Genomic DNA, 22,382 nt, shown 5'->3' on the forward strand with positions numbered 1-22,382 from the left:
AATCAATCGTCAGTCATTGGGATTATAGGTCAAATGGGTCAGTGGATAGCTTTGAGTTTACCCGACCTCAAAGCAAAGTCAACAGTCCCAATAGTCCTATCCAAAAACTACCTTTAATGGGACTCGTGAACCTAGCTTCGGCTAGGTCATCCTAACAACTTATCCTAGGTCTAAAAGGCTAAAAATCGATCAGAGAACTATTTTGGCTCAGCTACGGTAGAGTAAGCAATAGGGTTAATCGAGGTTTGAATTATGTCGATATTTATTCATTTCGAGTTTATGTGGATTCCACCTCAGTTTGGTGGTAATAACGGTGTGCCTTATCCTAATATGCGTACCGAGATTCATTGGCGGCATTACCTTCGTGATCCAGAAGAAGCCACTCGCGACATCCAATGGATTCAGTTTGATTACGATGAAATGACCCGCCAAGGATATGCGAAGTGTCGCTTTGGATCGCATCATCAATTACCAGAAGGTAGACTTAAGCCTGATCAATTTATCGTCATATTCAATGGGCCGAGAATTTTGGCAGTCGGCAAAATCGTCGAAGAACGCAGCACTGCAATCCAAGGAAATAACGATGGATAATGCAGCTCGAGAATATTTATGGGCACAAATCCAACCATTCTTTGTAGCATTGGAACACAAGATTCATGCCCAATTTCAAGGGCCAATTTTTACCAATATTGATATGTACCATAATGATTCGTTTCCATTCTATGGATGTATCGAATTGGGTAAAACCAAAGATAGCTATCACCTTGTGGTCGCAGCAGATACATCACAAAAACCGGAAGGGCTAGAGCTTGATGGCTGCATTACTCATAACCATAATCCATTTTCGGTTGACGGGCCAAGCTATCTCTTCACTGCCACTAATCCCATGAGTGAAGCCTTGCTTGATGCATGGGTTGCAGAATTCACGCTATTCATTGATCACTATACCGACCAGATCAAACCGATCATTGAATCGATGGAAATTTAATCCAGCTTTTATGCCAATCATATTGAACCCAATTATCTTCATCAGTGTGTAGTAGATCATCAATTGAGCACGGAAGGATTGCCCATGAGTGAGCCATTTATGCCAATTTCTGTTGTCTTACCCGAAGCAGGCACAACCTTGATTGGCGATATTCGCTGCAAGGTTTCGAGCGCTGCCACCAACGATCAATGTACGGTCTTGGAAGTTACTTTGCCGCCAGGTCAAGGTGCAGCAATGCATCAACATGAGGTCGAAATGGAGGTTTTGGTGGTTCAAGTGGGGCGCTGCACGGTTGGCGATGAACGCAATCAATGGGTACTTGAAGTTGGTGGTATCGCCCACTTTCCGCAACGCACGCGCCATTTCTTTCGCAACGATCATGCCGAAACCTGTGTCATTTTGATCACCGCCATTCCAGGTGGGCTTGATCGCTTTTTCGAAGCACTAGCAGCCCAAGCCTAAAATCCAGCCGAAGACTGAGCCGAAACAACCGAGCCAAGGCTATACTGCCAATCTCAGCAGCTACAAATCTGGAGGTGGTTATGCCAACAACAATTCCAGCCCTACCCTGCGCAGATTTAGACCAAACCATTGCTTTTTGGTCTAGCCTTGGCTTTACGGTTAGCTACACCCAACGCAAGCCTAACCCCTACGCTGTAATCAATGCTGATGATTATTGTCTGCATTTTTTCGGCTTGAAACAGCTAGCACCCGCCGAAAACTACAGCACCTGCTTGATCATCGTGCCCGAAGTTGAGCAATTACATCAACAATTTAGTCAACACCTACGAACGAGTTTGGGCAAAGTTCCCGCCCAAGGCTTTCCGCGCATCTCACGTATGAAACCTGGCCAAAGCCGCTTTACCCTCACCGATAATGCTGGCAATTCGATTATTTTCATCAAACAAGGTGTCGAGGATGAGGCAGCTGCCCAAGCCTACCAAAACCCTGAGCTAAACCCATTGCAACGAGCAATTGCCGTCGCCGCTCGTTTGCGCGATTTCAAAAACGATGATCACGCCGCCGCCAAAACGCTTGATAATGCCCTTGCCCGCTATCCCGATGCCCCAAATTTTGATTATGCCCAAGCGTTGCTAGCACGAATCGAATTAGCCCAAGCCCTTGAGCAAGATCAACAACTTGAACAATTAACTACCCAACTCAACAGCATCGAACTCAATCCTGAACAACGCCAACAGCTCGGTTTGTAGCGTAAAAATACGATTCAGGCTGACAACCATTCGTCAGCCTGAACCGTACAACGTTGCTCCAAGCCTACGTTTTAGCGAGTCGCCCAAGGCAGATAGTTAAATGTACCGACAACTGATTCTCGCGGGCTAGGACAGGAGCTAGGATCATCATTCGACCAGCGATTGGACGACATGCGCCAAATACAACGATTTGGCAATTCGCCCCAAACCAAGGTGATGACAATATGCGGGGCAGCTCGCAGCTCAGAGTGCATCGCGTAAAGCGCATCAGCTTGGCGCTGCATCCGCACATGATCAAATCGTGGAGTCTGCGCCGCCAACGAAACGTCTAAGGGATGGAGCGGGAGATACAACATACCACAGTTATCGATTTCACCATAGAGGTAGGTCTGGAAGGAGCCACCAAAACCAAGTGCTTCAAAAGCTTGTTGGATTTGTTGGTATTGCTCTGGGGATAACGCACGACTCGTCTGTTGCCACCACTCATGTTCACAGCCAATTGGGGTTGGAGTCAATTGTGGGCTAACAGCAGAAGCCCGATACGGTGGCGCGGCAGCAAACATACTCATAATCACCAACAACAACCCAATTAAGCCAACTCCGACCAAAGGACGTTTGATCACATAAACCTCCACAACAGCCTAGACCCATGGGCCAGATCCATGGGTTGCATTCCACAGTAATGGTTAAACCATCACATCACAAAGACTGATCGGAAGCGCATGATCTTTCCTTTATTGATACTAAGTCGCAAATATCATCAATATTTAGTAAGCACTAGTTTTGTATAGCAGACTTTAATCTAATGCATAAAATAATTAGGCTACCGAAGTTGTTTGTAATGACAGTGATCGTTGCCAAAATAACCATTGCCCTAAAGGCCATTATTACTCCGTCGAAAGATTGATTATGGATGAACTTGCCCAACATCCTGCAACAGCCACATTGGCGATTGATAAAATTGACAAAGCTGAATTAATTCGTGCGTTTCAGCAAAAAATGCCGGGCTACGATCCGGCTGTCGTGGCGCAGGCAATTTGTGATCTGCTTGAGCAAAAACCAACGACGCTTGATGGGCAAGCCCTGAGATTAACTATTAATGACCAAACTGCTAACTTAGCTAGCTATAACGTCGTTGGTGGTAACCTCAATCAAACAACAATAACGGTTGTCATGCCAAACCCGATCGCAAGCGCAAACACAACTAAGCCAAACCATGGCCTAGCTCGCCGAATTATTGCGTTAATCGTTGGTTTCGTCGGTTTGCTGATACCTTTACACGCTTCAAATCAATTCCAAGCCTCGCAACCATCTTCATCACAGAGCATGACAGGCGATGTCAATATTGTGATCGCTGAATTTAGCCAGCTTAATCAACAAATTCCTAATCAATGGAATGATCTGTTGGCGCAGGATCTTGATAATCTGTATGGAATGAGTGGCTTCAATCGGGTCAAAATTCAGTCCGATCCACGTTTTATTCCATCGATTGAGGCTGCTCAGCAGCTAGCCCAAACCACGAATGCGCATATGGTGATCTACGGTGATGCCCAATCGAGCAGTGCGGGGGCAGTTGTAACACTGCGTTTTTATGTGATCGATCCCCATCGGATTAATATTGGCGAGCTGATCAATGGCGAGCATCAAATTGGCGCTCAACTGCAACTCTCAGAGGCTGATCTTTTAGCAGGTCATTCGTTGTTGGATCTACCTGATGCGCTGATTCTGATTGAATTTACTAAAGCCTTGGTCTACGTAGGGCTTGAGGGAACAACTAACCTCGATGCAGCGCTAGCATCGATCAATCAAGCGCTGGCTGCCGCTGAAATTCACCCAAATATTAAAGGCAAAGAGGTGCTTTTATTATTTGCCGCCGTGATCACTACTGAGCAATGTGCGCTCGAAGTGGATGATCAAACCGCTTGTTTCGCCCGCGCCCAGCGCTACCTTGACGCAATTCTCCAGCTTAACCCAGCTTATGGCCGCGCTTACCTGGCAAAAGCCAATATTTTTTATGCCCAAGGCAATTTGTTTCAGGCCATGGAATTCTTTAACCAAGCCAAAGCCTTGCCAGATCAGCCATTTGGCAGCTATATCGAGGAAAAAGCCACCTTTGGAATCGGCAACGTTTGTACCTTGCAATTGCAGCATGTTCAGCAACAGCTCGGTGGAACTGTAGCCTCGAATAGCGAGGCAACCAAGCTGGCAAATTGTGCCCTACAAGCCTATCAAACCCTAATTAATCGCTATGATCCAACGAGGAATGACCCGATTTTGCGGGAACTTACGGCTTGGGCCTACTACTGGCAAGGAGTGGTTTATGTCGAGGCAGATCAAATCAGCGCTGCTCGGTGGTCATTTGAGCAAGCCCAACTATTAGCCACAAATGCCGATTTGCAAAAACGCGTCCAACAACGGCTCACTCAAGGAGCAGCCAAATGAAACCTCGCTTAGCTACCTGGTTCATAGCACTCGGCTGGTTATTAATAGGATGCGGGTCACAAAACCCACCTCGTTCAGATCAAACAGCTCCAACACCAAGTCGCCCAATCCTTGGTCTGATCACACCATCGCTTGCCCAAACTGTATCAATCCAAACTCCATTAGCAACCCAACAGCCAACACCAGCTATAACAGTAGTTGCCTGCCAAAAACCGAGCACATGGATCAGCTACAGCGTTTTGCTCAATGATACGCTTTCCGAGCTAGCCTACCGCAGCGGAACGAGCGTCGAACAGCTTCAACAGGTCAATTGTTTAAATGACACGCTCATTTTTGCAGGCCAACAGCTCTACTTGCCCACGCTGCCAAGCGTCGAGCCAACCAATCAAATAGCGGCTCCAGCCGAACCCTCGCCTAATCCCGATCTGGCAGCGATCGCCACCCGCACGATTGATATCCCGATTCCGAGTGGGCCAAACGATCAGCTTTTGATAACCCCCAGCCTTGGTATTGCTGGCACAAGTTTCAGCTTGCACTATCAGAAATTCGAACCCAACGCAAACGTCAATTACACCATCTACAACGAAGATTTTGCGCTCGTGGCAACCGGTGAACTGATGGCTGATGCTACCGGAAAAGTCACGTTTGTCTATGTCAGCCCCGTCGATGCTTCACTTGGTTTCTATCTGGTTGAAATGCAAAGTCAAACTGTGCGGGCCGAAGCGAGTTTTGAAATTATTGAATCACCGACCTTACCCAAAGCATCGCCTGAGCCAACCAGCGCCAAAACCAGCCCAAGCCCAACCACCACGCCAATTGATGCAACACTCACGCCCAACAACGAGTAAATTGCACCCATAATTCACACCAAATGAGGTCAATGATGCTTATTCCACCGACCAATCAGCATGGGCCGCTAGCCCGCCGCATTGTGGTCAAATTCCACGATCAGCTGGCTCCACTAACCTATACCGATCAAGATTTTCAAGGCTATGTTGTTCAACCGATCTTTAACAGCGTCGATCCCGATCAATTGGTTGGCTTAGTTCAGCAAGCCCAGCAAGCTAATCCAGAATATCAAGCACCAAATTTTTTGGCCTTCTTTACGATTGATGTTGAGCCAGATCAAGATCCCTTTGCAATAATTGAGCATGTTAACCAATGGGCAGAGCTTGAGTATGCCTATGTTGAATCGCCGCCAGCGCCTGTGCCAACCGCAGCGAACCCTCGCCGTGCACGCCAAACCTACCTCAACCCACCCAACAGCACTGGCCCAAGCATTGGCGGCATCGACGCTGAAGCGGCTTGGAAGGTTTTAGAGCATGCAGGCAAAGCCATCACGATTGTGGATATTGAGAAATCATGGCAATTAGAACACCCCGATTTGCTGCAACATAGCAGTTCGCCGATAACCATGTTGCCCTCACTGCTCCATTGCGATGTGCATGATCCTACTTGTGCTGATCATGGCACGAATGTTTTAGGCGTGCTGGTGGCTCAAAATAATACTGAGGGTGGAGTTGGAATCGCTCACGATGCAGCAGTAGCAGTCATTTCGCCATGGCAACAACCAAGCAATGGCACCAGCCAACCAAGTTGGAATATTGCCAATACGATTGTCGCTGCAAGCAACTACTTAACAAGGCTTGAATCGCCAGGCAATCTGATCCTTCTAGAATTGCAAATCTACCAAGATCCGGCTGGCGGCCCCTACACCAACACGCCCAATCAACCAGGCAGATTGCTGCCAGTCGAATTAGAGCCAGCCAATTTTGAGGCCATTCGGTTGGCTAGCGAACTGGGAATTATTGTGATCGAGGCTGCTGGCAATGGCGCTAGCGATTTGGCAACCTGTTGGGATACCGTTGGAACGTATCAAATTGAGCCAGCAACAGCCCGTTATCGTGATTCTGGTGCAATTCTAGTTGGAGCGGTTTACAGTCGCGACCCCAATAAAGCAACGCGAACCGCTAGCTCCAACTATGGTCAACGGGTCAATTGCTTCGCTTGGGGCAATGGCGTGTTTACCACCAATGCCTCAGGCTATAGCTTAAGCTTTGGCGGAACCTCAGCAGCAGCGGCGATTATTGCCGGAGCCGCCATTTTAGGGCAAGCCATTGGCGAAAAGCTGCGCGGGGCACGATTCAGCCCCGAGGAATTACGCAGTTTGCTGACACACCCAGATGCCTGCACTTATTCAGCTCAACCTCAGCACGATCGGGTTGGCGTTATGCCAGATCTAGGACGGATTATTGGTTTGTTACAGGTTTAAACATTAATGAATGCCAATCGGCTTGAGCATTGTGAGCGGGATATAAAGCAGATCAATCACTCAAACTGTTCAAGCTGCGCATCGGTAAAGCAGCGCTCTAAAATATTGCGGGTTGCTTGCACAAAATGGCGCTCAGTCGAATCGACCGGATGCACTACACAGGCCGTAATATCGCAGTGCAAGCCTGTAATCAAACGGCCTTGGGCTTGATGTTCGGCCAATACATTGATTAAGGTTTGTCCAACCACATGCACTGCCCAGCGCAATTCATCAAAGGCCAAAAAGCGCCCATCACGCAAAGCCAAATCACGAAAGCTAATCAAACGATTGGGTTGCGGAATCAGCCGCATGCCCACAATTGCAAAGCGCTCGGTATTGGGAATTTGGCGCACATAGCGTTCATATTCAATAATTGTCTGTTTTAAACGCCAGCTTGGTTGATCTGGCGTGGTTGCTAAAAGCAACCGTTGATGCGGTACACAACGTAGCATCTGCATGGTGCACCTCTAAACCTTGGCTTGTTGGCGCATGGCATAGACATAGCCCACCAAGCCACCAATCAAGCTAGCCCCAACCACCAAGCCAATTGCACTGCCGCCATGAATCACCAGCAACAGCAGCAAACAAACTCCAGCACTACCACCAAAAACTTTGATCCGTAGGTCATCCGACCATGCTTGAATTAAGCTTGGAACAAAGCGCACCGCTAGCAATGCACCCGCTACCATCGCCACAAACCCAAACAAGGCCAACTTGATAATTGCCCCAACCACCGTCGTGGCGATAATCGCGCCAACCCCACCAACCAGCACCAAATCAAGCATCGGTTTGTATTGTGGTGCAAGACTCGTGCGAATCTGCTCCTCGAAATCTTCGCCATTGGCCTGGGCTTGATCATATTTTTCGAGCCATTCTTCGGCCCAACGCAACTCGGCTTGAGCGGCAGCATATTCGGTTGGATTTGTGCTTGCATAAGCGGTTTCGGCTAAAGCTTGGTAGGCTGCTTCGGCTGCCGCCATCGGATTACTCATAATTTGCTGGGCAGTTAATTGAATCACTTGCCATTCGGCCCAAGTTGTTTGCGAACTAGCCGAGGCTTGGCAAATAATCCCAATTTTTTGCGCAGGATAAGCAAAATCAAAGCGAAAACTATTGCCAGCAATCTCAACTGTATGATTTTCGTACAAATAGACTGCTGGATGCGCTGCATGCCAAGCCACGGCAAACAAATCGTTGATCGCATTACCGCTTGATTGCTGGCGTGGGTGCGGTTGATCACGCTGGCCGCTCAATTCGCGATCATAGGCTTGGCGCTTTTGGGCATCTTTCAACACGCCATAGGCAATATTCAAGGCCTGCATCAAGGCCGTCGCATCGGGAGCTTTATTAATATCTGGGTGATATTGGCGAGCCAAACGCCGAAATGCTGCGTCGATTGTGGCGGCATCGGCGTTGCTGGCAACCCCTAGCACCTCATAGTGCGTTTTCATACAGAATTATTCACTCGCTGCTAAACCAAAAAAACCGCGTAATTGTTGGCGATAGGTCGCATGATTTTCCCAAAGATCGTGATTCAATTTGGCTTGATGGCGCAACAAACCGGCCAATTGCTGCTGATTTGCTGCATCCAATTTTTGCAATGTTTGCTCAATCAAACGCTGATTTTGCTGTTCAAGCGCAGGCCAAAATGCTTCATGCAAAATTTGTTGGCCAGCGACTTGGGCTGCTGTCAATTGACTAAAATCAGTAAAAACCGCCTGTTGCTGCAAATAGCTCAAAAAGCGACAGGCCACGCTATTGAGTTTATCCTGTTTGAGTTCATCGATCCAATCGCTGGCATCGTCGCTCAATTGGCGGGCGAGGGTTAAGATTTCAAGTGCCTCAATCACTAGATTCGCCGCAGCACCAAATGGATCAGCGCCTGCTAACCAAACTTGTGCTCGGCTACAAAAGAAAAAAGGCTGAGCGCGGGACAACAACACCGTTTGATCAAAGGTTGCCAACTGCTCAAAGCCTAACACGCTTAATTCGCTTAAACGATAGCGTAATTCCTGCTGATGTCCCAAGGCTGATTGAACCGTTAATTGACGAAACAAGGGCCAGATTGGGCTTTGGGTCACACCCAATTCAGTATACAACTCAATCTGACGCAACAAGGCCAGATGTGCCCCGAGCAGCAACTCAGCCGCACCATCACCATCCAACAGCTGATCTTGCGCCCAATAATACCACCAGCCATACAATTGAGCCGCGCCAAGTTGAGCATAAACGGGCGTTGCGACTGGAAATTGTTGGCCCAACCAAGCTGGCAATAAAGCGGCAATTTGGCTAAATTTGCCCTGTTTGAATGCGTTAAATTCTATTTGCAACGATTGGCTCAAGCCTGTGGGCAAGGCCGCTAAATCGGCCTCGATTAAGCGACAAACCGCCTGATAATGCGCTTGATCATCGAATGGCTCGGTCGAATTCATTGGAGTTCCTTTGGAGTACTTAAACACAAACAGCCTAGAGCAAATACTCTAGGCTGTTGTAGAAGTCGATAAAGTTTATTTTTTGTGAACCACTAACTCGGGCCGACCCATCGCTTGCAGCAGCCGTGGATACATCTCATACATTGGGGTGACTGCTGGCAAAAGCTTGATAATCTTGGGAATCGGGCCTTTGGCAACAATCTGACGGCGCGTTAATGCAGCCATCAAATTGATTGTGCCATGCCAAAATTGGTGGGCAATATCGGCCTTCATCGACATCACCACATCGGGCTTTAAGCCAGGTACTTCGCCCCAAACCACATCGAAAAAAGCTCCCTCTTGGCTTGGCTGACGATCAGCCAGAATGCTCACAATCCCATCGGGATCATCGTAGCGATACTGAATTGAGAGGCCAGATTGCTTAATTTTGGGCGCAATTTCAGGATCGCACTTGGCCTCATCGTACAACGCACCAAGATACTTGATCAGTTCTTCTGAATCTTTAAACACCGACATGAATGATGCTCCTCACGTATACAGGCGGTTCGGAGACGTGACGAGGGGAAAGTGCTTCGTCGCGCTTTTTGGCGATTATAAAGGCCATGCTGCACTTGCGTCAAGCCCAAGATTTTGCCGCCTCGGAGTAGATTCGGAGTAGATTCGGAGTGCTAGTCCCACTCTTTGACACACAAATCACCTACATTCTAGCAGATCGCAGAGCACGAAGGTGACGTACTTGCAAGCATCGTAGGAGGATGTATGTCCGTAAACCGCCCCTATCGACGATTGATTCACATTGGAATGCTCTTGAGCATGCTCTGGTCGCTCTTCCCAGCGAGCCAGCCAGCCGCCGCCCAAACTGATCAGTCCAACAAAACGGTTGAGCAAGCGTTTGCTCCCGATACTGGCCTAGCGCGAGACCCACAAACCCCGCGTTTAGCAACTGCGCTACCCAAAAAAGCCAGCAACAGTGCTGATTTTATGCCGGTGGCCGCCCAAAACTTAAGCATTCAGCCACAACTTAATCAGGTGGTCACTGCCCAACTCGATAGCGCCAAAACCACTGCCGTGCAATTCGAGCAAGCGCCACTGAGTTTGTTGGTCGAAGCCGATACCTTCGCGCCTGCTACGCGCTTGGAGTTTCAAGCCCAAGCCTTGCCAAGCTTGAACCAGCAACTTCAACGCAGCAGCAAAAGTGAAGGCTACCTGCGCGACCAAGCTGAGCAAGTTACGCTCTATCGCTTTAACATCGAAGCCCAAACCAATGAGCAAGTCGCCAACTTCAAAAAACCAGTGCGCATGGTGCTCGATTTGCGCCAACTTATGCGCGATGTTCCCAGCAATTATCAACAATTTTATTTGGCCTACCAAGATGAAGCCGATCCCAACCACTGGATCGAAGTGCCAATTACTTTGCACGATGCCAAGGGCTTGATTAGCGCCGATGTTGACCATTTTTCGACATGGGCAGCTGGCACACGGCCAGAGCGTTGGAATCCCAGCTGGGTTCCAGCAGCGGTTGCCAGTTTTAGCGGAGCAGCCACCTATGCCTACCCAATTGAAGGCCCAATGGGTCGCGGCGGCCTACAACCAAAAGTCGAATTAAGCTACAACAGCCGGAGCCTTGATGGTCGGATTCGCGATGACACTGGTGCAGGCCCACTGGGCGATGCTTGGTCAATCAGCGATATTAGCATTGCGCGGGTTGGGGTAAAAACTGAATTCGTCGCGGGCTTTCCATCCAACAAACACCCCGATAACTTTCGTTTGACGATCAACGGCGCTGGCCATGAACTCTTCCCTGAGTTTCCCAACCAAACTGCCACCGCCAGCAGCATGCGCTATTTTGCCAAAGATGCTCCAGGCTACTACATCAAACGGGTCTATAACACGGCCACCCCCAATACCGATGGAATATATTGGATTGTGGTAACGCCAACGGGTGTGACCTATCGTTTGGGTTATTATCCTCACGCCGAAGAACACCAAATTTGGGATATTGGCTATTGGAATGTGCAAGGCCATCAAGGCCGCCCCAATAATGAGCGCTCAGCCTTGGCATGGCATGTCGATACGGTCACCGATCGCGCTGGCAATCAGATGACCTATCAATATGTCAACTGGACGGTCACCGAGCCAATTGAGTGGTATCCCCAAGGCTCAAATCATAAATCGACCTTGCAATTAACTACGTGGAAAAGCCGCATCGGCAGCATTAGTTACAATTACCCAAACCGAGTAACGGCCTTGCCAGTCAGTGATACCGTTGCTCAATTGGGCACCACTCCCGCCAGCCGCTTGGTATTTACCACCAAAACCCAGTTTGCCTACCTGATCGACACAATTTATGTCTATCATGGCTCGTTGAGCACCCCAATTAAAGAATATCGGATTAACCTATCAGGCCATTTCGTCGATAGTCCGGCCTGTATGAACCAAGATACTCAGCCGAATATTCCGCGCTCAACTCATACTCGGGTGGTCAATGCAATCACGGTGGCCAGCGGAGTTGATGCCGACCCAGCAACTGACGATGGTTGGACCTTGCCCGCCACCAGCTTTACCTACGAAGCCAAACCACATTACAACAACAATTGTTTCTCTTTCTACTACCTCAAGAGCATGCGCAGCAATTATGGTGGTGAAATTAGCTTCAATTATGCCTCGGATAACCGTTGGATTGGCGATTATACCTACCTGGGTTATGATCGTTATGTTTGGCCAACTCTTGGCCAAAGCTATTACGTGGTCGAAACTTTGGCCAATGATGGGCGTAATCCTGCCGTCAAAACCACCTACAGCTATAGCCAACCCTGTTATGGCCAATGGTCGAGCAACGTTCCCTCAGGCGCAATCACCTGTGGCGCAAGCGATGCCCCCGAATTTGGTACCATCACAGGCTTTGCCATAGTCAATCAACGCAGCTACGATTTTAATGGCACAACGCTGCTCAAACGCAACGAAACAATCTTCTCGCAAAATAGTGCTACTACTAGCGGCAAGCCCATGATTCAGCGCAATTTTGCTGGCGATGGCACATTGTTGGATGCAACCCACAGCACCTATAGCACCGACAGCCTGCATGGCTTGCCCAACATGTTCACCTATTTGAGCGAAGTTAAGAGTTATCAATATAGCAATGGCCTTGAAATCTCGACCAAACGCACGTTTGGCTACGATGTGGCCAAACAAGCTGGCGTGCAATATGGCAATCTCACCGATACTTGGCTCTATGCGAGTGCTGCTGCTACAACACCTTACGAAAAACAGGTTATCCATTACACACCCAACAATGGCCGCGCCACTGGGGGCCAAGCTTGGATGGTCAACGCGCCCACAGCCAGCGGTCGTTACGATCAACAAGGCACATTTTTAAACGGCACCTGGATCTATTATGATGGCGCTACAACCAATGCTACTGCCCCAACCCAAGGCTTAGTCACTCGCAGCCGCCAAACTCGGCCAATCGCCTGTGCCGAGATTCCCAATCCAACTGGTTTGCCGCAACCAGCTGATCCTAATTGTGTTCATGCCTTCCAAACTATCGACAGCGATATGACTTACGATAGTTTTGGCAACCCCAAAACAACCACAATCTACAGTGGCTTTGGCTATCGTTCGCTCAAAGCCAACTTTAGCGATTCACTCGATTGGAAGCCCACCGAAACTGGCCAGCCAAACCTGAGCCAAGTTGCCAGTTTGTGGTACGACAGCGATTACAATCTGTATCCAGTCAAAACCACTAACGCATTAAATCAAGCTACAACCTACGAAATTTATGGTTTCCGCAACGATGCAGGCAGCATCGCCGCCGTTGATGGCTTTCAAATTCAGACTGGCTTGCTCAAAAGTGTCACCAATCCCGATGCCACGGTTGTGCGCTACGAGTACGATCCATTTGGGCGCTTAGTCAATACATTTGATAGCTATAGCTTCACGGGCTTTGGCGATAGCACCAAGTGGAACGGCAATCCAGTCATTCGCTACCGCTATTGGGATAATTATTGGAACGACAGCGCGATTTTTGCCAATCCTGCGGCCAACCAACCATTCCTGATCAGCGATGAAAAACGACCTGGCAGCTATGCCAACCCCAGCAGCACCGGCAATTTCGCCTACAACGATCAAACCATGTACGATGGCTTTGGCCGCGCCATCCAAACCCGCCATATTTGGGCCGATGTTGATGGTCAAGCCAAACGCCAAGAAATTTATAGCACAACTGCTTACAATGCACTGGGCCAGATGATCTGCCAAACTGCGCCGTTCAACCTGCCGTTCTACATCGATCGCGGTTTGGTTTGGCCAGCGTCACCCTTCGTCACCACGCCATGTAGCGATAGCAGTATGGCCAAAACCCTGACTAGCTACGATAATTTTGGGCGGGTCAAGCAAACCACTGCCGCCGATGGCAGCCTTAACAAAGCCAATTGGAGCTTAGTTAACAACATCACAGTTGCTGGTCAAAATCTCTTCTGGCAGCATCAACAAATTAATCCCAAGAACCAACTAGAAATGCGCTTGATCAATAATCAAGACCAGTTGGTCTTGCGGCGCGAATATCGCGGTACTGCCGATAGCCCAATCGTGTATAGCGATACCCAGTTCCAATACGATACCCTCGGCAATATCAACAAAATCAGCCGCCGCCAACCTAGCAACGCTGGTAATGGCGCGTTGATCGCGCCCGAAGCAACCATGGTTTACAACGGCTTTGGCCATAAGTTGCAAATCAACGACCCCGATATGGGCACAATCAAGTATCGCTATAACGCCAATGCGCGGATTATTGAGCAACGCACACTCAACGATAGTCTGCTTACGAACGATGACGATGTTGTGTGTTTCTATTTTGATGCGTTACAACGCAATACCAGCAAAAATACCACCAACGCTGGCGCTAATTGTCCCAACACTCCAATTTTGAACGGGGCATTGTGGTTAGCCAACTCAAGCTACTACAGCAGTGGTGCAGGCAAAATTGGCAAATTAGCAGGCGTAAAATGGAATCGTGATGGCTTTGGGGCAATTGATGGCGAAAGCTTCAACTACAATAGCCTTGGCTCGCTCACCAGCCATACGCGCACGCTCAATGGCGTAAGCTTTAGCATGCAATTTGGCGACTTCGATGCGCTTAATCGCGCCACCACAATCACCTATCCCGATGGCGAAGTCGCAACCCTCACCCACGATTTAGAAGGCGAAAATAGCCTGAGTTTGGGCAGCCATGGCGCGTTGGTAAGCAATATCGAATACAATGCCCGGGGCCACATCAGCCTAATCGATCGTGCCAATGGCGGGCATAACACGGTCTTTAATTATTATAGTGCAACTGGCACGGCCAACACAGGCAATAGCAATTTCCGCCTAGCTAGCATCAATCATCAACATAGCCTATTGCCGAGCTATACCTACGAGTACGATCAAATCGGCAATATCAGCCTCCTCTACGAAAGTGGCTCGCTCTCAGGCAATACCTACTTCAATTATGATGAATTGAATCGTTTGACCAGCACCAGCGGCATTTACAGCCATATCTATGCTTATGACAAGCTGGGCAACTTAACCAACAATAATGGCATCGTCCAAACCTACAACGGCACGGGCACTCAGCCGCATGCGCTGCGTTCAACCAGCCAAGGCAATTTCTTCGAGTACGATCAAGCGGGCAACATGATTGTGCGCAACGATGCTGGCGGCCTGTATCAACAAGCCTTCGATGTTGAGCAACGCTTGTATGAAGTGATCGATCAACACGATCAAACCACGCGCTTCCGCTACGATCCCAGCGGCCAGCGCACCACCACCTTCGCCGCTGATGGCACGGTCACCTACGATCCTTTCCCGAATTATCAACGCACAACCGTCAGCAGCAGCAACTCAGCCGTGGATAGCCTGAATGCGGGGATCATGTGTAGCGATTACAACCCAGAAACCCGTAGCTATGGCGGCGCTGGCTATATTATGTACAGTGAAATCCCAGTCAAACAGCGCTTTGACAATTTACCAGCGGCCAACATCAGCGACCACTTCATCTGTGTGCGCAACAATGCTGGCGTTTGGGAATACGATAACGATGCTGGCTTCTATCCATTCACCCCGATTGCTAGCGATTTGTTGGTTGCCAGTTTCAACTACAATGCAACCACAGTCAGCCCATATCTCAATCAATCAGGGGCGATTTATGGCCTGCGCTATGGCTACACCACCAGCAACCTCGCCTTCAGCAAAGAGGTCTTTGGTGGAACCGACAACCCAGGCGAGTTTGAAATTACTGGAACCCACTTTAAAACCAATACCTTTGCCCAAAGCGTCGCCAACCATGGCTATGGCGTGGCTTGCCAAGAAGATGCAACTGGCACAGGCTACCTGATGTACAGCGCTGAATCGGTGCATAGCCGCTTCGCCGAGCAAGCGCCTTTTGCCAACAATGCCGCGCACTTCATCTGTGTACGCCACAACGGCCAAACCTGGCAATACGATAATAATTCGGCCTATTTCGCCTTTACTCCACGCCAAAGCGACCGCTTGATCGGCGCAATCGATTTCAGCAACGATAGCTACACCAGCTATGTTGGCCAAACTGGCACGATCTTGGGCATTCAAAAAGGCCTGAGCAGCAGCAACTTAACCATCACGGTCAATCAATGGAATGGCGAGAGCAACCCTGGCGAATTTGGGATTGCTGGCTTGAATTTCACGCCGCAAGCCTACGAAGTAACGATCACATCGGCAGGCATGGGCATCAATTGTTTGGATACGGCGACAGGCACTGGCTATATCATGCACAGTCGCCAAGCCCTGAACCAACGCTTTAGCCAATCCATCCCAGCCCAACTTGCTAGCAAACACTTTGTTTGTGTGCGCTATAACAGCACGCTCAGCACTTGGCAATACGACGATGGCAGCAATTACTATGGCTTCACGCCACGCGCAAGCGACACCTTGGTTGCCAGCGTCAACTTCAGCACCGACCAAGTAACCAGCCTCGCGGGAGCAAGCGACAGCGAATTTGGCATAACCAAAGGCTTTGTCAGTGGCATTAGCATTGTCGCCAATCAATGGGGCGGCAATAGTAATGCAGGCGAGTTCCAAGTTATTGGCAACAATTTAACCACGCATACGATTGATATTGCCAGCAAAACCGTGGCAATCGCTGGCACGCCAATCGCGACCCGCCGCAAACATAGTGTCGCCACAAGCTTGGTTGATCAATCATTAGTGTTTGTGTATGTCGATAAGCTCGGCAGCGCCAACACCTTGATGAATCAAACGGGCACAGCGATTTTGAACAATGTGCGCTATCTGCCATTTGGCGAGGAGCGCTTAGGCCTCAACTCAGCCTATAGCAATCGTGGCTTTACTGGACATCAAGAGAATCGTGAGCTTGGCCTAACGTATATGAATGCGCGGTTCTATTTACCGAGTACTGGCCGCTTTATTAGTGCCGACAGCATGATTCCTGAGCCGAGCAATCCCCAAAGTTTCAATCGCTATAGCTATGTCTACAACAACCCAATCAACGCAACTGATCCTTCGGGCCACTTGCCAGGTGATGATGAAGATGAAGACCTGACCGCATTGCCATCAATTCCACCGCCAGATGATACATCGGATACGGTGCCTGCTGAAACTCCTTATGTCGAGCCATATGATGATCGGGCTGAACGTGAACGTTTATTCTGGCGGAAATTCCGTGATGAATATATTTTCCGCGCTCGTTTACATGGCACCAAACCATTCGTTGTGTTGGTGCTCGGCGATAAAGAGAAAGTGTCATTCAATATGAGCTTTGGCAATGGCGTAAGCGTCAATACTGCTGGAGATATCTCTGCATCAGTTCACGAAGGCCTTGTTGGCTATGATGTGTCTTACAATGTGCTCAGTGGTGAACTCACTGAAACAATGCTCTTTGGCCCACAAATAGGGGTTGAAGGAATGGAATTCAGCCCAGTTGTTCTCGGAGTAAGCACAGCAGGCGATATTACGATCAATAGCAGTATGGCTTTCGGTGGTGTTGGCCTTAATCTGACCGTTAATCCAGGGGCCAAGCCCGATGCAGTCTATGTCTTGCAAATTAGCGATGAACTGCATTATCAACTCATGGGCGATGATCCGTGTGCATTAAGTGTTTCATTCCAAGATCAACAAGCTGCCTGGAGCATGCTCCAAGGCACAATGGAGAGTTATGGTTTCGACCCGCTTAGTTCGAAGTGGAGTTCAGGGGTTTTCCCTGGCTATGCTGTTCAACAGGCTGGCTATGGTGCAACCGCAACGGTCAATGCACCCTAATCAATAATTAAATATCTTGACTGGCCGTCGATCAAGTTTGATCGACGGCCATTTTTAATTGCTTATTCGCTAACAATTCCATGTGCACGTTCAAAGGCAATCCGTAAGCTGCCAATTTGGCTGCGATGTTCGGCCTCGTGCTGACAGAGATGATGCAACACCCATTCAGGTGTAACTGCATAGGCCGCCAATTCGCGTACCCGCCGAAAATCGGCTAAATCCATGTGATTAAATGTAGCTAAAAGCAATTCGCGCACCTGCTCAAGGCGAGCACAATGCTGAGCTAAATCTTGACCCAAAACTGGAGTTAACAAGCCTTGTTTGGTTCGATGGGGGTAGGGCAACAAACTTGCGGCTGGCTCAGGATAGGCATCCAAGCCCAGCACTTCATCATACAACCAGTCAGCTTCAATCAAGGCAATGTGATAGAGCACACTGCCGATCGTGCTATCGCCATGATCTGGTTGCCAATCGATCATGGCCGCGCTTAATTTAGCAATTTCCTCGTTCGTTCGTCGTCGAGCATCCTCCAAGGCCCACAGCCACACGCCAATTTCGGCCACCGAATGGGTTGATTCAACAATTTTTTGTTCGCGCAAAGGCGTTCTCCTTAAATAATCGTTAGCCCAAGTATGCGTAGCCCAAGCCTGATTGTCGTCGTTCTTCAGCCCGATCAATCCTCAACCTTTTGCGTAGATTTGACAATTTGAATTCCCATGCTACATTATGACCAATAAGTCATAAATTATGACCGAATAGTCATCAAACCAATATGGTGATTTATGGAACCAAAAACAGCTCCGACCACGCTCTCGATGCGCTCGTTACGCGAGCGCCAGCGTGAAGAACGCGCCGCGCTGATTCTTGAGGTAGCTCAGCAGATTTTTAGCGAAAAAGGTTATGTCGAGGCTTCAATCGACGAGATTGCTGCTCGCACAGGCATTGCCAAGGGCACTGTTTATTTACATTTTGCCAGCAAGGAAGAGTTGGTGGTGGCCTTGTTTGAGCAACAGTTCAAACAATTTTTGCAGCAAATTGAGCATATTTTTAGCGAAAGCATGCCAATGCGTGTGCGGCTTGAACATTTGCTGCTCGATGTCTATACCCGCATTCAAGCTCAAGGCAACCAAGTGCTGATCGATCTCAACCCACGGCTGGGATTAACCACCAGCCTGATCAACAAACGGCCTGATCTCGCGGCCTACAGCACCCAAGCCATGGAATTAATCAGTGGTTTGATCAGCGAAGGCCAACGCAATGGCGAACTTGATCCCAATGTGCCAAGCATGGTGATGGTGGCAACCTTGGTCAATATGCTCTCGCCCAACAGCTATGAACGGCTGCTGGCTAGCGGCCAGATCACGCCAGCCGAACTGGCGGGCTATCTCAGTCGAAGCTTTTTCCCCAAACCTTAAATAACACTGCTATCACAGGAGTTTTGCATATGACGCTTGCTGTTCGTTCGCTGCCGCATCGGCGCAGCCGTTTTGCGCTCGATATTGCGCTCGAAGTTAAACGCCAAGGCACATTACAATTTTTTGAATCGACGTGGCGACGCTATGGCGACCTTGCCCACTTGCAACTTGGCTCAAAAGATATGTTTTTGGTGGTACATCCTGATCACGTTCGGCGGGTGATGGTCGAGCAGCGCGACACCTATTCAAAAAAGGCTAGCTATGAAGGTGTGCGCAAATTGTTGTTAGGCGATGGCTTGGTAGCCAGCACTGGCAGCCTCTGGCGGCGGCAGCGTAAATTGATGGCTCCATTTTTCACGCCCCGGGCGATTGAAACCTATTTACCAATTATTGTTGAGGATGGGGCATGGTTTCGTGAACGCTGGAGTACGGCTGCCAAACAGGGCGAACCACTCGATATTCTGACCGAAATGTCGGTACTCACAGCGTCGATCATCTTAAAAAGTATGTTTAGCCTTGAAGCCGATGACACAATTGCTTGGGTCAAACATGCGGTCGAAACGATGATTGGTTTTGCCTCAAGCCGCCAGATGAATCCACTGCATGCGCCACTCTGGATGCCAACACCCAAAAATCGGGCTTATTTGGAAGCTCGCAACCGCGTCAATCAATATATTCAGGGCATTATCGCCGAGCGCCAACGCCAAGCGCCGGATGAATGGCCTAACGATTTGCTGACCCGCATGATGCAGGCTCGCGACGAGGAAACTGGCGAACCAATGTCTACAGTTTTATTGCGCGATGAGGCAATTACGGTCTTTTTTGCCGGCCACGAAACCACCGCCCGCACGCTATCATTTTTGTGGTATGCCTTGGCCAACAATTCCGACGTTGCCGAACGCATGCAGGCCGAAATCGATAGCGTGCTGGGCGATGCTGCACCAACCCTCGAACATCTCAAACAACTGCCTTATACCTTGCAAGTAATTAAAGAAACCTTGCGACTTTACCCCGCTGCCCCGATGTATGCCCGTGATGCGGTCGCTAGTGATGAATTTGCCGGCATTAAGGTTCCAGTTGGCTCACGGATGACGATCATGCCCTATCTTACCCATCGCCACCCTGATTTTTGGGATGAGCCACTGCGCTTTGATCCTGATCGTTGGTTGCCAGAGCGTGAAGCCCAGCGCCACCCCTTTGCCTATCACCCATTTGCGGCTGGGCAACGGATTTGCATCGGCAATAATTTCTCGTTGTTTGAATCGCATGTGGTGGTCGCGATGTTGGCTCGCCATTTTGCCCTACGCACTGTGCCAAATCACACACCGCAAGTTTGGATGGATGGCACGCTTGGCTCACGCAATGGCTTGCCAATGTTCATCACTCAACGCTAAACCACCAAATTGAATTCGATCAAAGGCTCATAATTGCATGATTATGGGCCTTTGCGTGGTTAATGCTGCCAAGCGCTTGACATCCTAGTCCAGCAAGTTGATAATCCTAGCCGAGAAGTAGGCCGACACAAACACTATGCAATTTGCGGTTAAACAGCTAAAACTTGGCACAAAAACTAGTTCGTTTATTTTCTTTGGTTTAGCCCTATTCCTCTATGCTATAACGCTGCTACCTGGGCTTGGCGGCGGCGATACTGCTGAATTTCAGCGGGTTGGGCCGAACCTCGAAATAGCTCATAGCACAGGCTACCCACTGTATAGCATGCTGACATGGCTTTGGAGCAAATTATTGCCCTTTGGCAGTATTGCCTGGCGAGTTAATTTCTTTTCTGCCGTTGCCGCCGCGCTTAGTCTCACGCTGCTTAGGCAAACAGCACTCAATTTAGGCCTTGGGCAACGCTGGGCCTTCATGTGCGCCGCCATCCTAGGATTATCGCCAACTTTTTGGCAGCAAGCAACCCAAGCTGAAATTTATGCTTTGGCTGGGTTATTGCAAATTGGCACTATCTGGTTAATTGTTGCCTGGCAGCAACAACGAGTGCCGTTTTGGCTGCTTGGGCTGGCCGCAGGCTTGATGCTAGGGCATCATCGCACCAGCATCTTTTTGTTGCCTTGGATGTTGATCGCAGCCTGTTGGCAACACCGACCTAGCCTACGTCAAATGCTCTTGGCTATTGGAGCTGGTGGATTAAGTTTCGTTGTATATTTCTATATTGTGTGGCGTGCTCCCGCTTGGCAAAATGGCTGGAGTGTCTTGCATGAATATCTGCTTGGGAGTGCTGGCGGAGCATGGTTTGATCCACAACGGGCGCTTGAACAAGGCTGGCAACGGGTATTCGAAGTCCAAATTCAGCTATTTGGGCCACAATTAACCTGGCTTGGCTGGGGTTTGGCTGGCTATGGTTGGTGGCAAGCTTGGCAAAAACACCCTGGATTAGCGGTTATGCTCGGCGGTAGCTATTGTAGTATCCTCGGCTTTTGCCTAGCCTATTTTGTTGATGATCTCGCGGCTTTTGGGCTGAGCGCCTATATAGTGCAAGCTTTATTAATTGGGTTTGGTTTGGCTGCCTTACCGTGGCAACGATTGGGTTTTGGTTTAGCTGTAGCTATAAGTGGCTGGCTCGCTTGGCACACTTGGCCACAGATTCACCAGCAAAATACGGCGCAGCCCGAGCAGCTTGCTCGCCAACGGTTGGCCGAGCCGCTTGCAGCTCATAGTTTGGTGATTGGCGATGGTTGGAGCATCGAAAGTTTGCGCTATTTGCAAGCCATCGAACAGCAACGGTCAGATCTTGAATTCAGCTTCCAAGCTGATCAACAACGAATTCGTGAACAATTGGCTCAGGGACGACAGGTTTATGCGCTCCAAGCAATCCCTGAATTGGGATTACAACATCGCAAAATTGGTGATTGGTGGCAGATCGAGCATCTGCCGCAGCAATTTACTGATCAAATAAACATTGTATGGCAGAATGGTATTCAATTAACTGGATTGGAACTGCCGAGCCAAGCCCAAGGCCAATTACTGATCGGGCTGCGTTGGCAAACTCAAACTCAATTACCAAGCTTAATTCGGTTTGTGCATGTGCTTGATCAAACTGGCCGTTTAGTGGCTCAAACTGATAGCCCAACCAATCCCAGCAGCGAGGTTTGGCCGATTGATCAAGCTCAAACCGACTTGTTAGCGGTACAGTTGCCGCCCGATTTGCCAAGCGGCCAGTATCTCATCATTGTTGGGTGGTATGATCTAGCTGGTCAGCGGGTTGCGCTCAATCCTCAGCAGGATACCTATCAGCTTGGCAAGGTGCTGATTAATTAGCGGCAATACCCCAAATTC

The 22,382-nt window shown here is 49.2% G+C and carries 16 protein-coding genes and 1 pseudogene; 11 read left to right on the forward strand and 6 right to left on the reverse strand.

The window, feature by feature from the left end; genetic code table 11:
* Positions 1-252: 252 nt before the first annotated feature.
* From LCH85_16370 to LCH85_16385, 4 genes are all read left to right on the forward strand, one after another.
* Complete coding sequence (locus tag LCH85_16370) at positions 253-591, forward strand: hypothetical protein (protein ID MCA0353568.1); 339 nt, start codon at positions 253-255, stop codon at positions 589-591.
* Positions 584-988 carry a hypothetical protein gene (locus tag LCH85_16375; GenBank protein ID MCA0353569.1) on the forward strand — a complete coding sequence of 135 codons (405 nt, stop codon included), beginning with the start codon at positions 584-586 and terminating at the stop codon, positions 986-988. The genes LCH85_16370 and LCH85_16375 overlap by 8 nt, the downstream gene beginning before the upstream one ends.
* An 84-nt stretch (positions 989-1,072) precedes the next feature.
* Complete coding sequence (locus LCH85_16380; protein ID MCA0353570.1) at positions 1,073-1,450, forward strand: cupin domain-containing protein; 378 nt, start codon at positions 1,073-1,075, stop codon at positions 1,448-1,450.
* A gap of 80 nt (positions 1,451-1,530) precedes the next feature.
* Positions 1,531-2,199, forward strand: coding sequence for a hypothetical protein (locus LCH85_16385; protein ID MCA0353571.1), 669 nt, complete (start codon positions 1,531-1,533; stop codon positions 2,197-2,199).
* A gap of 71 nt (positions 2,200-2,270) precedes the next feature.
* Here LCH85_16385 and LCH85_16390 read toward each other — a convergent pair whose 3' ends face one another.
* A complete protein-coding gene (locus tag LCH85_16390) occupies positions 2,271-2,822 on the reverse strand; it encodes a hypothetical protein (protein ID MCA0353572.1) in 552 nt (183 codons plus the stop codon).
* Positions 2,823-3,108: 286 nt separating this feature from the next.
* Between LCH85_16390 and LCH85_16395 the strand changes: the two genes are divergently transcribed.
* The 3 genes from LCH85_16395 to LCH85_16405 are packed head-to-tail and all read left to right on the forward strand — an operon-like array spanning position 3,109 to position 6,913.
* The gene (locus LCH85_16395) at positions 3,109-4,641 is read left to right on the forward strand and encodes a hypothetical protein (GenBank protein ID MCA0353573.1); all 1,533 of its coding nucleotides are present in this window, start codon (positions 3,109-3,111) and stop codon (positions 4,639-4,641) included.
* Positions 4,638-5,489, forward strand: a complete 852-nt coding sequence (locus LCH85_16400; GenBank protein MCA0353574.1) for a LysM peptidoglycan-binding domain-containing protein — start codon at positions 4,638-4,640, stop codon at positions 5,487-5,489. The genes LCH85_16395 and LCH85_16400 overlap by 4 nt, the downstream gene beginning before the upstream one ends.
* Before the next feature lie 32 nt (positions 5,490-5,521).
* Positions 5,522-6,913, forward strand: a complete 1,392-nt coding sequence (locus LCH85_16405; GenBank protein ID MCA0353575.1) for a S8 family serine peptidase — start codon at positions 5,522-5,524, stop codon at positions 6,911-6,913.
* A 56-nt stretch (positions 6,914-6,969) separates the two neighbouring features.
* On the opposite strand, the gene LCH85_16410 is transcribed toward LCH85_16405, so the two are convergent.
* The 4 genes and pseudogenes from LCH85_16410 to LCH85_16425 form a co-directional block, all read right to left on the reverse strand.
* The gene (locus LCH85_16410) at positions 6,970-7,410 is read right to left on the reverse strand and encodes a hypothetical protein (GenBank protein MCA0353576.1); all 441 of its coding nucleotides are present in this window, start codon (positions 7,408-7,410) and stop codon (positions 6,970-6,972) included.
* Positions 7,411-8,208: 798 nt separating this feature from the next.
* Positions 8,209-8,403: pseudogene (locus LCH85_16415) on the reverse strand (DnaJ domain-containing protein).
* Positions 8,404-8,409: 6 nt separating this feature from the next.
* A complete protein-coding gene (locus tag LCH85_16420; protein ID MCA0353577.1) occupies positions 8,410-9,384 on the reverse strand; it encodes a hypothetical protein in 975 nt (324 codons plus the stop codon).
* A gap of 75 nt (positions 9,385-9,459) precedes the next feature.
* Positions 9,460-9,900 (reverse strand): hypothetical protein, encoded by a 441-nt coding sequence (locus LCH85_16425; protein ID MCA0353578.1) that lies wholly within the window; start codon positions 9,898-9,900, stop codon positions 9,460-9,462.
* Between the two features lie 243 nt (positions 9,901-10,143).
* On the opposite strand from LCH85_16425, the gene LCH85_16430 reads away from it, so the two are divergent.
* Positions 10,144-17,676, forward strand: coding sequence for a hypothetical protein (locus LCH85_16430; GenBank protein ID MCA0353579.1), 7,533 nt, complete (start codon positions 10,144-10,146; stop codon positions 17,674-17,676).
* 62 nt (positions 17,677-17,738) lie between these two features.
* On the opposite strand, the gene LCH85_16435 is transcribed toward LCH85_16430, so the two are convergent.
* Complete coding sequence (locus LCH85_16435; GenBank protein ID MCA0353580.1) at positions 17,739-18,275, reverse strand: DinB family protein; 537 nt, start codon at positions 18,273-18,275, stop codon at positions 17,739-17,741.
* 183 nt (positions 18,276-18,458) lie between these two features.
* On the opposite strand from LCH85_16435, the gene LCH85_16440 reads away from it, so the two are divergent.
* From LCH85_16440 to LCH85_16450, 3 genes are all read left to right on the forward strand, one after another.
* Positions 18,459-19,091: a TetR/AcrR family transcriptional regulator gene (locus LCH85_16440; protein ID MCA0353581.1), complete on the forward strand. Its 633-nt coding sequence runs from the start codon at positions 18,459-18,461 to the stop codon at positions 19,089-19,091.
* A gap of 29 nt (positions 19,092-19,120) precedes the next feature.
* Positions 19,121-20,485: a cytochrome P450 gene (locus tag LCH85_16445; GenBank protein ID MCA0353582.1), complete on the forward strand. Its 1,365-nt coding sequence runs from the start codon at positions 19,121-19,123 to the stop codon at positions 20,483-20,485.
* Between the two features lie 136 nt (positions 20,486-20,621).
* Complete coding sequence (locus tag LCH85_16450) at positions 20,622-22,364, forward strand: DUF2723 domain-containing protein (GenBank protein MCA0353583.1); 1,743 nt, start codon at positions 20,622-20,624, stop codon at positions 22,362-22,364.
* The last annotated feature ends 18 nt before the right edge of the window (positions 22,365-22,382 follow it).

Source organism: Chloroflexota bacterium (assembly GCA_020161265.1).
GTDB lineage: Bacteria > Chloroflexota > Chloroflexia > Chloroflexales > Herpetosiphonaceae > Herpetosiphon.

Bases quoted from the DNA above. Each gene is read 5' to 3' on its own strand.
- LCH85_16445 (MCA0353582.1), top strand. From the start codon at position 19,121: ATGACGCTTGCTGTTCGTTCGCTGCCGCATCGGCGCAGCCGTTTTGCG.
- LCH85_16430 (MCA0353579.1), top strand. From the start codon at position 10,144: ATGTCCGTAAACCGCCCCTATCGACGATTGATTCACATTGGAATGCTC.
- LCH85_16420 (MCA0353577.1), bottom strand. From the start codon at position 9,384: ATGAATTCGACCGAGCCATTCGATGATCAAGCGCATTATCAGGCGGTT.
- LCH85_16385 (MCA0353571.1), top strand. From the start codon at position 1,531: ATGCCAACAACAATTCCAGCCCTACCCTGCGCAGATTTAGACCAAACC.
- LCH85_16375 (MCA0353569.1), top strand. From the start codon at position 584: ATGGATAATGCAGCTCGAGAATATTTATGGGCACAAATCCAACCATTC.
- LCH85_16380 (MCA0353570.1), top strand. From the start codon at position 1,073: ATGAGTGAGCCATTTATGCCAATTTCTGTTGTCTTACCCGAAGCAGGC.
- LCH85_16395 (MCA0353573.1), top strand. From the start codon at position 3,109: ATGGATGAACTTGCCCAACATCCTGCAACAGCCACATTGGCGATTGAT.
- LCH85_16440 (MCA0353581.1), top strand. From the start codon at position 18,459: ATGGAACCAAAAACAGCTCCGACCACGCTCTCGATGCGCTCGTTACGC.
- LCH85_16425 (MCA0353578.1), bottom strand. From the start codon at position 9,900: ATGTCGGTGTTTAAAGATTCAGAAGAACTGATCAAGTATCTTGGTGCG.
- LCH85_16450 (MCA0353583.1), top strand. From the start codon at position 20,622: ATGCAATTTGCGGTTAAACAGCTAAAACTTGGCACAAAAACTAGTTCG.
- LCH85_16410 (MCA0353576.1), bottom strand. From the start codon at position 7,410: ATGCAGATGCTACGTTGTGTACCGCATCAACGGTTGCTTTTAGCAACC.
- LCH85_16405 (MCA0353575.1), top strand. From the start codon at position 5,522: ATGATGCTTATTCCACCGACCAATCAGCATGGGCCGCTAGCCCGCCGC.
- LCH85_16370 (MCA0353568.1), top strand. From the start codon at position 253: ATGTCGATATTTATTCATTTCGAGTTTATGTGGATTCCACCTCAGTTT.
- LCH85_16400 (MCA0353574.1), top strand. From the start codon at position 4,638: ATGAAACCTCGCTTAGCTACCTGGTTCATAGCACTCGGCTGGTTATTA.